Annotated in this window: 15 protein-coding genes; 9 read left to right on the top strand and 6 right to left on the bottom strand. The window is 60.9% G+C overall.

Going from position 1 to position 14,741, the window contains the following annotated elements:
* Positions 1–70: 70 nt before the first annotated feature.
* From grxD to PQQ86_RS17610, 3 genes are all read left to right on the top strand, one after another.
* Entirely contained in the window at positions 71–382 is a 312-nt protein-coding gene (gene grxD / locus PQQ86_RS17600; RefSeq protein WP_012434475.1) for a Grx4 family monothiol glutaredoxin, read from the top strand.
* Between the two features lie 49 nt (positions 383–431).
* Positions 432–1,031: a UbiX family flavin prenyltransferase gene (locus tag PQQ86_RS17605; protein WP_408269122.1), complete on the top strand. Its 600-nt coding sequence runs from the start codon at positions 432–434 to the stop codon at positions 1,029–1,031.
* A gap of 213 nt (positions 1,032–1,244) precedes the next feature.
* A complete protein-coding gene (locus PQQ86_RS17610) occupies positions 1,245–2,030 on the top strand; it encodes a DODA-type extradiol aromatic ring-opening family dioxygenase (protein ID WP_408269125.1) in 786 nt (261 codons plus the stop codon).
* 130 nt (positions 2,031–2,160) lie between these two features.
* Here PQQ86_RS17610 and PQQ86_RS17615 read toward each other — a convergent pair whose 3' ends face one another.
* Positions 2,161–3,756 carry an APC family permease gene (locus PQQ86_RS17615; protein ID WP_408269128.1) on the bottom strand — a complete coding sequence of 532 codons (1,596 nt, stop codon included), beginning with the start codon at positions 3,754–3,756 and terminating at the stop codon, positions 2,161–2,163.
* Between the two features lie 579 nt (positions 3,757–4,335).
* Here PQQ86_RS17615 and PQQ86_RS17620 point away from each other — a divergent pair.
* The gene (locus PQQ86_RS17620; RefSeq protein ID WP_060858913.1) at positions 4,336–4,539 is read left to right on the top strand and encodes a cold-shock protein; all 204 of its coding nucleotides are present in this window, start codon (positions 4,336–4,338) and stop codon (positions 4,537–4,539) included.
* A gap of 111 nt (positions 4,540–4,650) precedes the next feature.
* On the opposite strand, the gene PQQ86_RS17625 is transcribed toward PQQ86_RS17620, so the two are convergent.
* A complete protein-coding gene (locus tag PQQ86_RS17625; RefSeq protein ID WP_408269131.1) occupies positions 4,651–5,901 on the bottom strand; it encodes an Hsp70 family protein in 1,251 nt (416 codons plus the stop codon).
* 190 nt (positions 5,902–6,091) lie between these two features.
* On the opposite strand from PQQ86_RS17625, the gene PQQ86_RS17630 reads away from it, so the two are divergent.
* The gene (locus tag PQQ86_RS17630; protein WP_408269134.1) at positions 6,092–7,567 is read left to right on the top strand and encodes an MFS transporter; all 1,476 of its coding nucleotides are present in this window, start codon (positions 6,092–6,094) and stop codon (positions 7,565–7,567) included.
* A gap of 91 nt (positions 7,568–7,658) precedes the next feature.
* Here the strand turns inward: PQQ86_RS17630 and PQQ86_RS17635 are convergent, their stop codons facing one another.
* Complete coding sequence (locus tag PQQ86_RS17635) at positions 7,659–8,252, bottom strand: nitroreductase family protein (RefSeq protein ID WP_408269136.1); 594 nt, start codon at positions 8,250–8,252, stop codon at positions 7,659–7,661.
* Between the two features lie 186 nt (positions 8,253–8,438).
* Positions 8,439–9,722 carry an MFS transporter gene (locus PQQ86_RS17640; protein ID WP_408269139.1) on the bottom strand — a complete coding sequence of 428 codons (1,284 nt, stop codon included), beginning with the start codon at positions 9,720–9,722 and terminating at the stop codon, positions 8,439–8,441.
* 154 nt (positions 9,723–9,876) lie between these two features.
* Between PQQ86_RS17640 and PQQ86_RS17645 the strand changes: the two genes are divergently transcribed.
* Positions 9,877–10,518, top strand: a complete 642-nt coding sequence (locus tag PQQ86_RS17645) for a TetR/AcrR family transcriptional regulator (RefSeq protein ID WP_408269142.1) — start codon at positions 9,877–9,879, stop codon at positions 10,516–10,518.
* A gap of 85 nt (positions 10,519–10,603) precedes the next feature.
* Positions 10,604–11,158: a DUF1415 domain-containing protein gene (locus PQQ86_RS17650; protein WP_408269145.1), complete on the top strand. Its 555-nt coding sequence runs from the start codon at positions 10,604–10,606 to the stop codon at positions 11,156–11,158.
* Positions 11,159–11,199: 41 nt separating this feature from the next.
* On the opposite strand, the gene PQQ86_RS17655 is transcribed toward PQQ86_RS17650, so the two are convergent.
* Positions 11,200–12,042: a class I SAM-dependent methyltransferase gene (locus PQQ86_RS17655; protein WP_097390525.1), complete on the bottom strand. Its 843-nt coding sequence runs from the start codon at positions 12,040–12,042 to the stop codon at positions 11,200–11,202.
* A gap of 386 nt (positions 12,043–12,428) precedes the next feature.
* Here PQQ86_RS17655 and PQQ86_RS17660 point away from each other — a divergent pair, with 386 nt between their 5' ends.
* A complete protein-coding gene (locus tag PQQ86_RS17660; RefSeq protein WP_074282059.1) occupies positions 12,429–12,749 on the top strand; it encodes a type II toxin-antitoxin system HicA family toxin in 321 nt (106 codons plus the stop codon).
* A gap of 91 nt (positions 12,750–12,840) precedes the next feature.
* On the opposite strand, the gene PQQ86_RS17665 is transcribed toward PQQ86_RS17660, so the two are convergent.
* A complete protein-coding gene (locus PQQ86_RS17665; RefSeq protein ID WP_201079526.1) occupies positions 12,841–13,050 on the bottom strand; it encodes a DUF1059 domain-containing protein in 210 nt (69 codons plus the stop codon).
* 401 nt (positions 13,051–13,451) lie between these two features.
* Between PQQ86_RS17665 and PQQ86_RS17670 the strand changes: the two genes are divergently transcribed.
* The gene (locus PQQ86_RS17670; RefSeq protein ID WP_408269151.1) at positions 13,452–14,723 is read left to right on the top strand and encodes a TIGR03862 family flavoprotein; all 1,272 of its coding nucleotides are present in this window, start codon (positions 13,452–13,454) and stop codon (positions 14,721–14,723) included.
* The last annotated feature ends 18 nt before the right edge of the window (positions 14,724–14,741 follow it).

The raw sequence follows: 14,741 nt of genomic DNA on the forward strand, positions 1-14,741 counted from the left end.
GGCCGGTCTTACCGAAATCCGCTATCATTTCAGCCTATTCCCTACACATAACGGAACCGCAAGGTCAGTCATGGATACGCAACAACGCATCAAGCAAATCGTCGACGAAAACAACGTCGTGCTCTTCATGAAGGGCACCGCCCAGTTCCCGATGTGCGGCTTTTCCGGCCGCGCCATCCAGATCCTGAAAGCATGCGGCGTCGGCGAAATCAAAACCGTCAACGTGCTCGAAGACGACGAAGTCCGCCAGGGCATCAAGCAGTTCTCGAACTGGCCGACCATTCCGCAGCTCTACGTCAAGGGCGAATTCGTCGGCGGCTCGGACATCATGATGGAAATGTACGAATCGGGCGAACTGCAGCAACTGTTCGCCGCGGCTTAAGCGGCCGCTGTCCGAACCTTTGTTGTCCTCCGATAAGGCGCCGCGAGCCATGGAAACACGTGCTGCGGCGCCACGTCGGCTGATCGTTGCGATTACCGGCGCGACCGGCGCCATCTACGGCATCCGGTTGCTTGAGACGTTGCGCCGGTTGGGCGGCGTCGAGAGCCATCTGCTGATTTCGAGCGCTGGGTGGCTCAATATCCAGCACGAACTCCAGTTGAGCAAAGAAGACGTGCATCCGCTCGCGGATGTCGTCCATTCGGTGCGCGATGTCGGCGCGAGTATCGCGTCCGGTTCGTTTGCGACCGATGGCATGGTGGTCGCTCCCTGCTCGATGAAGACGCTGGCAAGCGTCGCACACGGTTTTTCGGACAACCTGATCACCCGCGCCGCCGATGTCACGCTCAAAGAGCGCCGCCGGCTCGTGCTTCTGGTACGCGAAACGCCGTTAAACCTCGCGCATCTGCGCAATATGACGGCCGTCACCGAAATGGGTGGCGTGATCTTTCCGCCCTTGCCTGCTTTCTATAACCAGCCCACGACGATCGACGAAATGGTCGATCACACGGTGGCACGCGTGTTGGATCTATTCGCGTTGGGACCGACGATGTCGCCAGCGTGGCAAGGTTTGCGCGGCGCGCAGGAATAATTCGCAGGCAACGACCGCCACCGTGCGGGGCGCGAAGGCAAGCGCCATGCATTGCCAGGGCCTGACGAGCAGCGCCTCATAATCACTCGATCGCCATTAACAACACTGGCGATACAATCAATTCCGCTTTCACCCGTTTATCAAACGACGGTACGAACCTATATTGATAGCAACCCTACTTCCGCGCCGCGCTCCCGCGGCGGCGTTGCTGCCATGAATCGCTTACCGTCGCTCTACCTCTCCCACGGCGCACCTACGCTGCCGATTGACCCTTCCCTGCCGTCCGCCGAATTCGGCGCACTGTCGGCGCAATTGCCGCGCCCTGAAAGCGTGCTGATGCTGTCGGCCCATTGGGGCACGGCGCAACCGGTGGTGAGCACGTCCACGGCGCCTGAGACCATCCACGATTTCTACGGCTTCCCGCGCCAGTTGTATGAGATTCAGTACCCGGCTCCCGGCGCCCCCGATGTGGCACGCCGTGCCGCGGTGCTGCTCGACGAACACGGCATCCTCACCGGCGCCCAGCCGCACGGGCTCGACCACGGCGCGTGGGTGCCGATGCTGCTGATGTTCCCGGAAGCCGACATTCCGGTCGCGCAACTGTCGATCCAGCCGCACATGGACGCCGCCCATCATTTCCGGGTGGGTCGCGCGCTACGCTCGCTGAAAGATGACGGTGTGATGGTGATCGGCTCGGGCCAGATCACGCACAACCTGCGCGCTGCGGATTTTTCCGCGCGCCCGGGAGATGCCGATCCGCGTGTGGCCGAATTCACCGACTGGTTCGAGGCCAAGCTCGCCGCGCACGACATCGATGCGTTGCTCGACTACCGCCGTCAGGCGCCGCACGCGGTGCTGATGCATCCGACCGACGAGCATCTGCTGCCCGTGTTCGCGGCACTGGGTGCGGCGGACGACGACTATTCGCTAGCGATTCAGTCGCTCGGAACCTATCAGCGCGCGCTCGCCATGACGAATTACGTGTTCGGCACTGCCTGATTCAACGCCTGCACAACGCCGAACCAAGGCCAAAGCGCCGCCAACAAAAAGCCCGCCTGAGCAACTCAGGGGGGCTTTTTTCGTACTGTGCCGGATCATGCCGATTCGGCGAAGGGCTCAGCACAGCAACTTAATGTGCTCCCATGCCCTCAAGCACTTCGTCGTGCGTCTGACGTTCTTCGAGGTATTCCGAACGATAGCCGCTATGCACGCCCCAGTAGTAGAACACCAGCGAGAACACGGCCACGACCAGCATGTCCCAGCCGTACGGCAGGAGGCCGTGGCCGCCAAACTCCTTGCTACCGATCAGCGACAGGATCGCCATCACCGGCAGATAGGCCACGAGCCACCATGCAGCCTTCAGGTCACGCCCCCAGCCGCCAAAACCCGACTTCGCCTGGAAATAGAAGTAGACCGGCAGCGCGACGACCATCAATAGAATGATTTCGCCGGTTAGCGGCCACTTAGCCCAATACAGGATCAGCGACGCGCACACGAAAGCGAACGGCGCAATGAATTTCATGCCCGGAATGTGCAGCGGGCGCTCCAGATCCGTCGCCGCGCGGCGCAGCGCCATCAGGCTGATCGGGCCAGTGAGGTACGAGATCACGGTCGCGACCGAGATCACCGCCGCCAACGAGCTCCAGCCACGGAAGAAGAACAGGAAAATGAACGACACCAGCAGGTTGAACCACATCGCCTGACGCGGCACGCCGTAGAACGGGTGCACGTTGCCGAACATCTTCGGCATCGTGTTGTTACGCTCCATCGCGTAGATCATGCGGGTGGTAGTCGCCATGTACGTCGTGCCGGTACCGCTCGGGCTGACGAACGCGTCGACGTACAGCAGGATAGCCAGCCAGTTCAGGTTCAGCGCGATCGCCAGCTCAGCAAACGGCGAAGCGAAGTTGAAGTGGCTCCAGCCCTTCATCACGTCGCCCGGGCTCACCGCGCCGATATACGCAATCTGCAGCAGCACATAGATCACCAGCGCCAGCAGGATCGAGCCGATCACCGCGAACGGCACGCTTTTGGCTGGATTGCGCGCTTCACCCGCGAGGTTGATCGGGCTCTGAAAGCCGTTGAAGGCGAACACGATGCCGCTCGTCGACACTGCTGTCAGCACAGCCGACCAGCCGTACGGCGCAAAGGTGCTGACTTCGCCGAAGTTTTCCTTGTGGAAGCCCGTCAGCATCAAGCCGAGGATCGTCGCGCCCGGAATCAGGAACTTGAAGACCGTGATCGCCGAATTGGCGCGCGCGAACAACTTCACGCCCCAGTAGTTCAGCAGGAAGTAAATGATCACGAGGGCCGCGGACAGCAATAGCCCATTAGTGGTTAATGACCCATCCACGAATAGCGCATGCGCCCATGGATACGGCCAGGTGCTCATATATTGAATGGATGCTTCTGCCTCGATTGGAATCACCGAGACAATGGCAATCCAGTTGGCCCATGCACTGATGAACCCAACCAGCGCGCCGTGCGAATAGCGCGCGTAACGCACCATGCCGCCGGACTCCGGGAACATCGCGCCGAGTTCTGCGTAGGTCAAGGCAATCGCGAGAATCACCACCGCGCCGATGACCCATGCACAAATGGCAGCCGGCCCGGCAATTTTTGCAGCCTTCCACGCGCCGAACAGCCAGCCCGATCCGATGATCGAACCCAAGCCGGTCAGCAACAGCGCGACCGGTCCGATGTTCCGTTGTATAGAACTTTTCACGTCTTCTCCTGTGTCGACCAGAGTTAGCGCTTTAGCTGTCGGCCAGAGTTAGCGCTTTAACGCTTACTGTGGTCCCATGCAGAGCACTTACTCTGGCCCCATACACCGTATGACGGCCGGAGCCGGTGCTTTAGCACTTACTCCGCCCCTTGCAGATTGCATCAGAACCATGTCGGCACCGCGTGACATCGCTTGTGGCGCTGGGGACGGGGTGACGCGCATGCATGCGCGGCGGTCCCGAAGCAGGTGCAACCGACGCGCGGCGCGTAGTTTAACGGTTGCACCCGCACGTTGCAGCAAAACCAAGGGTTCTCCCTAGCAAAATTCTCAGACGAATAGCAAGCTTTGTAAGCAATTTTTACGCCAACCCATCAAAATCTTGTAAAGTTGGGATGAGAGTGTTGACCTTCGCCCGAAATCGCCGTATAACGTTCGGGCAGGATTTCAAGCGGCGAGTGAATTGGTCTTTCGTAGTTCGCCCATCAACGGTACTCCGGTTGGTCCCATTACCCCCTTCCTTGATTTTCATGCGCACCCATTGGGCTTCGGCCTTATTTACCATCTTTAGGAACAAGTAATATGGAAACCGGTACCGTCAAGTGGTTCAATGACGCAAAGGGCTTTGGCTTCATCACGCCGGACGGCGGCGGCGAAGATCTGTTCGCGCATTTCTCGGAAATCCGCACGGAAGGCTTCAAGACGCTGCAAGAAAACCAAAAGGTTACGTTTGAAGTGAAGACGGGCCCGAAGGGCAAGCAAGCTGCTAACATCAAGCCGGCGTAAGCAAGCACGCTTCCTTCTGGACGCAAAAAACCCCGCCTCGGCGGGGTTTTTTTATATTCGCCGTAACTGCATTCGGCGATTATCTTCGCAGTATGCGTTTGATCAATCTGGTTATCCGAACAAACGCCGCGCGTGAATACCGAGACCTGTCGCGACGCTGGCGAGACGGTCGCCGAATACCGCTTTGGCATCCGGAAATGCCGCGGCCAATGCGCCCGATAGAAACGCCAATCCGGTTGAGCCACCCGTGAAGTAAATCGCGTTGACGTCGCGCGGGGCCACACCGGCCGCCTGCACCGTATCGCGCGCCGCCTGCACGATGCGCTGCGTCTCGTCCTGACCGGCCTTGATAAGCTGCGCTTCGTCGAATGCCAGGCGCAGGTCGTCTTCCACCTCGTCGAGGTCGATCACGGTCTCTCCACCCGCCGCCACGCCGATCTTTGCTTCTTCCGCGTGAGCCGCCAGCGCATGTCCCAAGCGGCGGTCCACAACGCGCATCAGGCGGTCGTGATGTTTGGTCTGGAGGAACAAATGCCGCATGAGCGCGAGTTCGCTGACGCGCTTCGGGGCGTAGACGGTATTGATCAGGTGCCAGGTGGCCAGATCGAAATAGACGCGATTCGGAATCTCACGGCCCTCGGGGTCGAGCGTCTGATAGCCGAGTTCGCGCAGGATCGTCACCAGTTCGACGCGACGGTCGAAATCTGTGCCCGCAACGTGCACACCGTGGTGGGCCAGCACGTCGTCTTTACGTTCGACGCGCTTCACCCGCTCCGGCCCCACCCGCACCAGCGAAAAGTCCGACGTACCGCCGCCGATGTCGGCCACCAGCACGAGCCCCTCTTCCGTCAGATGCGATTCGTAGTCGAACGCGGCTGCGATCGGCTCATACTGAAAGTGAATCTCCCGCAAACCGACTGAACGCGCCGCCGATTCGAGCTGCTGCTGCGCCATCTGGTCCGCGCGCGGATCGTCGTCGACGAAGAACACGGGACGGCCCAGCACCGCGCGGCTGATCGGGCCGCCGACACTCTTCTCCGCCGAGCGCTTCAGATGGTCGACGAAAATCGCGATGATGTCCGTGTACTTGATCGCCGAACCGTCGCCGAGATCGGTCGAGTTCTCAGCGAGCGGCGAGCCGAGAATACTTTTCATCGAGCGCATCAGACGGCCGTCGAAACCGTCGATGTACGCCGCTAACGCTGCGCGCCCGAATTCGCGGGTGTTCTCGTCGGTGTTGAAAAAGACGGAGGTCGGCAGCGTCGTATAGGCGCCCTCGACCGGCGCAAGCCTAAGCGCAGCGCCGTCTGGGACGGCTACGGCCGAATTGGAAGTACCGAAGTCAATCGCGCAATAGTTCATGGCAGGAATCGCCGCTCACGGCTGGCGCGGACAGAAAGGGGAGCGGCTTTGTATCACGAAAGCCCAATCAGCATCAACTGACGCTTTCCGGAACGTCCGCAATACTGACCAAGGTCCGCTCGACGGAACAAAAATTGCTGAATTCGACAGGATACGCCGCCAATTTTCGGTAATCAGGAGACTTGTAGCAATGAGCGCGCCGCCTACCGCCGCTGTCCACGAGAAAAACGCCGCCGTCATTGAAACCGACCTGCCCTCGCGGCTCGACCGCTTGCCGTGGGGACGCTTTCACTCGCTGATCGTCGTCGCGCTGGGCGTGACGTGGTTGCTCGACGGTCTTGAAGTGACACTCGCAGGCGCTGTCGCGAGTGCGTTGAAGTCTAGCCCATCGTTGCGCTTTACCAACGCCGACGTGGGCCTCGCCGGCAGCGCTTACATCGCAGGCGCCGTACTCGGCGCGCTCGGCTTCGGCTGGCTGACCGACCGGCTCGGCCGTCGCAAGCTGTTTTTCATCACGCTCGCGCTGTATCTGGCCGCTACCGCGGCGACTGCTTTTTCGTGGAATCTTGCCAGTTTTCTGCTGTTTCGCTTTCTCACCGGCGCGGGCATCGGCGGCGAATATACGGCAATCAATTCGACGATCCAGGAATTCACGCCCGCGCGGGTGCGCGGCTGGACCGATCTCGGCATCAACGGCACCTTCTGGGTCGGCGCGGGGCTCGGCGCGGCGGGCTCCTTGATCCTGCTCGACCCGAATCTGCTGCCGGGCGACTGGGGCTGGCGCGCCTGTTTCTTCATCGGCTCGGTACTGGCGCTGGGGATTCTGCCGATGCGCATCTGGGTGCCCGAAAGTCCGCGCTGGCTGCTGACGCACGGCGGCGAACACGATGCACGTTCGATCGTCGACGGCATCGAAACGCGCTTTCGCAGCGAAGGCCATGCACTCGCCGACGACGACCTCACGCGGCTAAGACTGCGCGCACGTGGGCATACGCCGCTGCGCGAGGTGTTTCACACGCTCTTCAACGTGCACCGACGGCGCGCGCTGGTCGGCTTGTCGTTGATGACCGCACAGGCGTTCTTCTACAACGCAATCTTTTTCACCTATGCGCTGGTGCTGACCGATTTCTATCAGGTGCCGGGCGACCACATCGGCTGGTATCTGTTGCCATTCGCGCTCGGCAACTTTCTTGGACCGCTGGTGCTCGGCCGGCTCTTCGACGTCATCGGGCGACGCAAGATGATCGCCACGACTTACGCGCTGTCCGGCGTCTTGCTGACGCTAAGCGGCTATCTGTTCGAGCAGCAGATGCTTACCGTCGTCACGCAGACGATCGCGTGGATGGTAGTTTTCTTCTTCGCCTCGGCGGCCGCGAGTTCGGCGTATCTGACAGTCAGCGAATCATTTCCACTGGAAATTCGTGCATTGGCGATCGCGGTGTTCTATGCGTTCGGCACCGCGCTGGGCGGCATCATCGGTCCGGCGTTCTTCGGTCGGTTGATCGATACCCATCAGCGTAGCGAAGTGTTTTTGGGCTATCTGGTCGGCTCGGGGCTGATGCTCGCCGCCGCGGTGATTGCTGCGATCTGGGGCGTGGATGCGGAGCGCAAGTCGCTTGAGAATGTCGCCACACCGCTTTCGAGCGTTGCGGACGATGAGGAATGAAGCACGCGCCTTAAAGCGTCGCGAACATTGCAGAATAAAAAACGCGCGATCAGTGCCGCGCGTTTTTGTCACCACCAAGGCCGCAAGGGGCTCAGAACGCCTTCTTCCAGCCACCGCCATAAGCGATTTCAGCAAGCGGCAAACGCTGACGCACCGACTTCTCGCGTTCACGCAGCACCGGATCGAGTTTATCGACATCGCCGTAATGGCCGAGCGAAATGATGGCGATCACGTCGACATCGTTCGGCAGTTTGAACGCCGTACGGAACGCGTTCGGGTCGAAGCCGCTCATCTGATGCGCAGCGAGACCGAGCGCATGTGCCTGCAGCACCAGCGCCATCGCCGCGGCGCCCGCGTCGTACGGCGCGCAACGGTTCACTTCGCCCTTGTTGGTGAGCGTATGCGTGGTCACCGCGATCAGCACCGGCGCCGCCGCATTCCAGCCCTGGTTGAACGGCACCAGCGTGGCGAAAGCCTGCTTGAACGAGACTTCATCGACGCTACGGTCGAATACGAGGAAACGCCACGGTTGCGCGTTATACGAAGACGGCGCCCAGCGTGCCGCTTCGAGCACCGAATGCAGATCCTCGCGGCTCACCGGCTCGCTCGAATACGCGCGCGGGCTCCAGCGACCTGCAATCAGCTCGTGAATGGCAACTGCGGTAGGGGCGGGTTTGTTGGTCATGCGCTTCTCTCGGTCGAAATTCATGAACGACGGGCGGCTGCCCGGGGCTTCATAGCATAACCGGGCTGAGCCACTCGCGCTCCAACAAGTACACACTTAGTTTTCACCTCAGCTGCAATGGCAAACGGCCTCGTATGAGGCCGTTTGCTCAAGTGCGCGTTGTTCGCCGCGCGCCGGGCCGCAGCTCTACGCCGCTTGCGGCTCCGGCACCTTGGCCGGCCGGTTGATCCGCAGCACGATCACGGCGGCAACCAGGCACAGTCCGCCGGAAATCATCGACGCCACCGTGTACGTGCCGAGGCTCGCGCGCAGCATGCCCGCGCCGAGCGCCGCGAAGGCCGCACCGAGCTGGTGGCCGGCGACCACCCAACCGAACACGACCGGCGCCGCTTCCTTGCCGTAGACATCGGTTGCGAGACGCACGGTGGGCGGCACGGTGGCGATCCAGTCGAGTCCGTAGAACACCGCAAACAACGGCAGCCCGAAGAAATCGATGCCGAAAGCGTGCGGCAGATACATCAGCGACAAACCGCGCAGACCGTAATACCAGAACAGCAGCACGCGGCTATTGAAGCGGTCCGACAGCCAGCCCGACAGCGTCGTGCCGAACAGATCGAAGATGCCCATCGCGGCGAGCAGGGAGGCGCCCTGCACTTCGGTCATGCCGTAGTCGCCGCACATTGCGATCAGGTGTGTGCCGACGTAACCGTTGGTACTCGCGCCGCAGATAAAGAAGCTGAAGAACAGCAGCCAGAAATCACGCGTCTTGCTCGCCATGGCGAGCGTGCCGAAGGCGATGGCCAGCGGATTCTGCCTGGTCACGGAGGTAGAGATCGGCGAGTCGGCCGGTTCGCCGAACGGGCGCAACTTCATATCCGTGGGCCGCTCCGGCAACAGGAACGCGACGAGCGGCAAGACAACCGCCGCCGCGCCCGCGACAACCCACACCACCTGACGCCAGCCGTAATGCTCGGCGATGGCCGCGAGCATCGGCAGGAACACCAGTTGGCCGGTCGCCGAACTGGCCGTGAGAATCCCCATCACGAGACCACGATGCGTGGTGAACCAGCGTGTCACCACCGTCGCGGACAATGACAACGCCGCCACCCCGGTCGAGCCGCCAACCATCACGCCCCAGATCAGAACCATCTGCCACGGGTGCGTCATCAGTGAGGACAACGCCACACCCGCCGCCATCGTCCCGAGCGCGATCAGCAGAGTAGGACGCACGCCAAAGCGCTGCATCGCCGCGGCCGCGAACGGCCCCATCAGGCCGTAGAGCGCGATGTTCACGGAGATGGCGAGCGAAATCGTCGCACGGCTCCAGCCGAATTGATGCTCCAGCGGCACCATCATCACGCTCGGCGTGGCGCGCGTGCCGGCCGCCGCCAGCAGCACCAGAAACACCACTGCAACGGTCAACCAGCCGTAGTGGAAACGTCCGCCAATCAGTCTCGCTGCCCAGCTCATCAATTCTCCAATCGACGCCTGCCCCGCAGGCCGCGCCGCTCGCATTGTTACGACTTCGGTAAAGGACTTGTGACAGATCTGTCACAATAGTGTTTGCGATGTTAGTTACCGGTCGGTAACATGTCAAGGCATCAATTCAATTCAGGTGGCATCCATGTCCGATAGTGAAACCCTCAAGCCAACCAGCGCACGGCGAGCGCGCGGCACGCAGACGGCCGGCCCGGAGGCACAGCAGCAACTGCTGCGCGCCGCGGACGAACTGTTCTATCGCGAGGGTGTGCGGACAGTCGGCGTCGACGCGGTGGTCGAGCGTGCAGGGGTGAACAAGATGAGCTTGTACCGCCAGTTCTCGTCGAAGGATGAATTGGTGATGGCGTATCTGGCGCGCAAGGACGAGCAGTTTTTCGGCTATGTGGAGAAGAGCTTTGCGAAGCATCCAGGCGAACCGGCGAGGCAGCTTCAGCAATATTTCGACGACCTGGCGGTGCGTGCATCGGTCGACGATTACCGCGGCTGTCCTTTCGTGAACGTGTCGGTGGAGTTTTCCGACACGACGCATCCGGCGCGGCAATTCGTGTTTCGCAATAAGGAACGGCTCATGGCGCGGCTTCTGGACCTGACAACCGCGGCAGGCGCCGATGATCCGGTGGCGTTGGCCAACGGGCTGGGTTTGATGATCGAAGGCGTGTACGCGGCCAGCCAGACCTACGGCGCGGGCTGCGGGCCGATTCTGGCCGCACCGAAGGTAGCGGCGCAGTTGATCGCCGCGGCGTGCAGCAGGACGCAAGCGGGGTGAGGTTCGGGTCGTCCTGTTGGGGCCGCGTGCGGATCGGTGCCGTTGCGCGCCGTTAGAATGGCACTTTCCTCTTTTGCTGCTTGCCATGTCGTCGCCCGCCGAATCTCATGATGCTGTTATCGCCGCCACTCGTCATTGGCTGACGCAGGCCGTGATCGGGCTCAATTTGTGCCCCTTTGCCAAAGCCGTGCATGTTAAGGAGCAGATTCGCTATGCCGTGAGCGACGCCGTGAATATGGAAGGGGTGTTAGCCGATCTCGAAACCGAGATTCAGGCGCTCGTCGCGGCGAATCCTGATGCGGTGGATACCACGCTTCTGGTTATACCGAATGCACTCAGCGATTTTCTCGACTATAACGATTGCCTGTTTTTTGCCGAGATAATGATTAAACAACTTCGGCTGGAAGGCATTATTCAGATTGCCAGCTTTCACCCGCATTATCAATTTGAAGATAGTGGGCCCGACGATATCGAGAACTATACGAATCGCGCGCCCTATCCGATTTTGCATCTGCTTCGCGAAGATAGTATTGAACGCGCGGTTCAGGCTTTTCCCGATGCAGAAGCTATTTATGAACGGAATCAGGAGACGCTTCGGCGAATTGGTCTTAAAGGCTGGAATGAATTGATAAGAAAGTAATTCGCGCGGTGGCTATGAAACAGCCACCGCCGCGGGACGGATCAGGCCGAGACAAAGAACCTTTCTTTCAGCTCCTCGATCCCGAGCGTCTCCATCACTTCATTCAGTCTCTCGGTTGGCCGCCGTCTCGGCAGATCCTTGAACTGCGCAATAATCAGTTCATTCTTCATGGAATGTTCCCACCCGACCAGCTCGGTCACACTCACCTGATATCCATGCGCTTCCAGCTGCAGGCAGCGCAGCACATTGGTAATCTGGCTGCCAAATTCCCGGGTATGCAGCGGATGCCGCCAGATCTCGGTCAACGCGTTCCCCAGCGATTTACCCTTGTTCTGCCGTAAAACCCCCGCCACCTCGGCCTGGCAACACGGCACCACCACGATGTATTTCGCACGCTTTTCCAGAGCAAACCGGAGCGCGTCGTCAGTCGCGGTATTGCACGCATGCAGCGCCGTCACGATATCGATCTGCGCGGGCAAACGGTCTGACGTAATCGATTCCGCCACCGACAAATTCAGGAACGACATCCCCTTGAAGCCCAGCCGCCCAGCCAGCTCCTCGGATTTCGTCACGAGATCCTCGCGCGTTTCGATGCCGTAAATGTGCGACGCCCCACCAGCGGCGTCCTGAAATTCCTTGAAGAAAAGGTCATACAGGATAAAACCTAGGTATGACTTGCCCGCGCCATGGTCGACGAGCGTCACCGCGCCCTGCTGCTCCTTGAGGTCTTTCAGCAGCGGCTCGATGAACTGGAACAGGTGGTAGACCTGCTTCAGCTTGCGGCGGCTGTCCTGGTTCATCTTGCCGTCGCGCGTGAGGATATGAAGCTCCTTCAACAACTCGACGGACTGGTTCGGACGGATTTCGTGGGTTTTGCTGGACATCGTGGGAGACCGCCATCGATTGCAACGCGAACGTGCGACAGATGACGGAAAAAAGGAAAAGTTGCTGCCAGTTTACCCAAAGCGCGGGCCGCTCACCTAAGGAGCCGTGTCGACCATGCGAGAAATGCCACAAACCTGGAACACTTCCTGCTCAAAACGCAATATGCGGGACGTATTCCGACGTGGCTTGAAAGCATCTTGCGGGCCGGCTCACTCGATGGCGTAAGCCGTGTCGCGCATAACAACAAGCTGCCGGCCGTGGCTTCGATCACGCGAACCGAATGCATGTGGGGAGGACGGTCCCGGAACACGGACCGAACGTTACGTAACCAGCAGCGCGCCGCGATCTCAAACGGACGCGCGCCTGGAAAATAGAAGAGGCAGCAATGGACACGGTACCCAACGGAAACGTCGAACAGAAGTTTCAGGAAATGCTGGCGAAGCTCACTGCCGCCCCTGCGTGGTCGGAAAAGCAGCAGCTCGAACTGGAAATGGCACGCGACATCTCCACCGAAATGCTGCGGCTGGCCGAGGTCATGCGCGACGGCAGCGTCGACATGGAGACGTGCCTGACGATGCTGAAGTACGCGAAAGTGCTCGACTTCGTGATGACGACGCTCGCTTCGCGTCGCGACATCAAACCGCAAACGCTGCGGGTCATTTTCAAGCTGGCCGGACTGAAGGTGGATGAGGCATATCCCGGCTAGGACGCTCAGACAACGCCGCGACCAGCGCGAACGGCGCGCCGCCGTCCGTGCTGGTCAGCCGGCCTTCATCCTCAAGGAAAAGAACAACGAATCACGCCCGCGGCGCCTCGACCGGCGGCGTGCCTTCATGAAAGAGCGTCTTGAGCTGCGAGCGCAGTTCCGGCGAGTCCGTATGTTTGTGCACCGTGACCGCATGCTGCACGGCCGCGTCGAGCAATTCGCTCTCGCTGTCGGCGGATAGGGCAACGGTGCAATTCATTTCGCTCGGGAACTCGCGGCAGTCGATGTATTTTCGAGTCATGGCAATCTCCTGATTAAACATCGAAATATCCAGACAAACAGCGGGTGCGCAAACCACATCGCCAGCCGCGACGCGGCTGCATTGGCCGTGTCGGGCGAAATGAGAGCGGTGGGGTAGTGTGATGCGGGGAAGAAGCGGACTGCGTCCGGTGGAAGGTGTTTGAAAAGTATAGTTCGCGTGAGTGAATAGCAAAGGAGCGAACGTGAGCGCAGACGTTTGCGACACGCCCGAACCCAGCTTTTTTCAGCCGCTAGCTCGCGCTGGCGTTAGCTCATCGGTCGTTCGCCGCGCGCCGTTTGCCCTGCGTTGCCGGCGGTGTGAAAATAGCGCCCTTCGCGCCGCCCGATCTGCAGGTCGTCAGATCAGGCCAACGCGCCGCCCCCGCTCATCCGCAGGACCGCATGTCATCCTCCTTCGATTCCGCCCGCGTCGCCGTGATCGGCGGCGGCCCCGCCGGCTTGATGGCCGCCGAGGCGCTGGCCCTGCACGGCGTACAAGTCGACGTCTACGACGCGATGCCATCCGTTGGCCGCAAATTCCTGATGGCGGGCAAAGGCGGCATGAACATCACGCATTCGGAAGCGCTCGAGCCGTTTCTTGGCCGCTACGGCGCACGCCGCGAACAGATCGCGCCACTACTCGACCTATTCGGTCCCGACGCCTTGCGGGCCTGGCTGCATGGGCTTGGCATCGAAACGTTCGTCGGCAGTTCGGGGCGGGTTTTTCCGACCGATATGAAAGCGGCACCGATGCTGCGTGCGTGGTTGCATCGGTTGAGAGAAGCGGGCGTTCGCTTTCACATGCGCCACAAGTGGACCGGTTGGGACAACGATGGCGGCGCCACCGCGGCGCACACGTTGCGCTTCGAAACGCCCGATGGCGAGCAACGCGTGACCTGCGATGCCGTGGTGTTCGCACTCGGTGGCGCAAGCTGGCCGAGGCTCGGATCGGACGCCGCCTGGGTGCCGCTGCTGAGCGCACGCGAGGTGCCGGTGACACCGTTGCGGCCCGCGAACTGCGGCTTCGACGCGGACTGGAGTCCCTATCTTCGCGAGCGTTTCGCAGGTCAGCCGGTGAAATCCGTGGCCATCATGCTCACCGATGTAGACAATAAAGTCCACAATCGACAAGGTGAAATACTTCTGACCGAAACCGGCCTCGAAGGCAGCCTGATCTACGCGCTGTCGGCAGCCATCCGCGAGCGGATTCTCGCCGAGGGCGACGTCACGATCGCGCTGGACCTGGCGCCAGGCTTGACGTTGGAACGTGTCGTGGCCGAGGTCACGCGACCGCGCGGTTCGCGTTCCATGTCGACTCACCTGCATGGCAGAGTCGGCATTGGGGGCGTAAAACTAGCCTTATTGCACGAGATTCTGTCGAAGGAAGCCTTCGCCGATGCGAATGGCCTAGCGCACGCGATCAAAGCGCTGCCGGTGCGACTCACGCGCGCCCGGCCTATCGCGGAAGCGATCAGCACCGCGGGCGGCGTCCCCTTCGAAGCGCTTGATCAACATTTGATGATCGAGCATCTGCCCGGCGCGTTCTGCGCGGGTGAAATGCTCGACTGGGAAGCGCCGACCGGCGGTTATCTGCTCACCGCCTGCTTCGCCAGCGGGCTGGCGGCCGGGCGCGGCGCATTAGCGTATCTCGAGGCACGCGGCGTGCCGGTCTGACTCGCCGTTCTTCAGTTG

The organism is Paraburkholderia sediminicola (genome assembly GCF_046026675.1).
GTDB classification, from domain to species: domain Bacteria; phylum Pseudomonadota; class Gammaproteobacteria; order Burkholderiales; family Burkholderiaceae; genus Paraburkholderia; species Paraburkholderia sediminicola_F.

Coding starts and splice junctions, on each gene's coding strand:
- grxD (WP_012434475.1), top strand. CDS start 71: ATGGATACGCAACAACGCATCAAGCAAATCGTCGACGAAAACAACGTC.
- PQQ86_RS17605 (WP_408269122.1), top strand. CDS start 432: ATGGAAACACGTGCTGCGGCGCCACGTCGGCTGATCGTTGCGATTACC.
- PQQ86_RS17610 (WP_408269125.1), top strand. CDS start 1,245: ATGAATCGCTTACCGTCGCTCTACCTCTCCCACGGCGCACCTACGCTG.
- PQQ86_RS17620 (WP_060858913.1), top strand. CDS start 4,336: ATGGAAACCGGTACCGTCAAGTGGTTCAATGACGCAAAGGGCTTTGGC.
- PQQ86_RS17625 (WP_408269131.1), bottom strand. CDS start 5,901: ATGAACTATTGCGCGATTGACTTCGGTACTTCCAATTCGGCCGTAGCC.
- PQQ86_RS17630 (WP_408269134.1), top strand. CDS start 6,092: ATGAGCGCGCCGCCTACCGCCGCTGTCCACGAGAAAAACGCCGCCGTC.
- PQQ86_RS17635 (WP_408269136.1), bottom strand. CDS start 8,252: ATGACCAACAAACCCGCCCCTACCGCAGTTGCCATTCACGAGCTGATT.
- PQQ86_RS17640 (WP_408269139.1), bottom strand. CDS start 9,722: ATGAGCTGGGCAGCGAGACTGATTGGCGGACGTTTCCACTACGGCTGG.
- PQQ86_RS17645 (WP_408269142.1), top strand. CDS start 9,877: ATGTCCGATAGTGAAACCCTCAAGCCAACCAGCGCACGGCGAGCGCGC.
- PQQ86_RS17650 (WP_408269145.1), top strand. CDS start 10,604: ATGTCGTCGCCCGCCGAATCTCATGATGCTGTTATCGCCGCCACTCGT.
- PQQ86_RS17655 (WP_097390525.1), bottom strand. CDS start 12,042: ATGTCCAGCAAAACCCACGAAATCCGTCCGAACCAGTCCGTCGAGTTG.
- PQQ86_RS17660 (WP_074282059.1), top strand. CDS start 12,429: ATGGACACGGTACCCAACGGAAACGTCGAACAGAAGTTTCAGGAAATG.
- PQQ86_RS17665 (WP_201079526.1), bottom strand. CDS start 13,050: ATGACTCGAAAATACATCGACTGCCGCGAGTTCCCGAGCGAAATGAAT.
- PQQ86_RS17670 (WP_408269151.1), top strand. CDS start 13,452: ATGTCATCCTCCTTCGATTCCGCCCGCGTCGCCGTGATCGGCGGCGGC.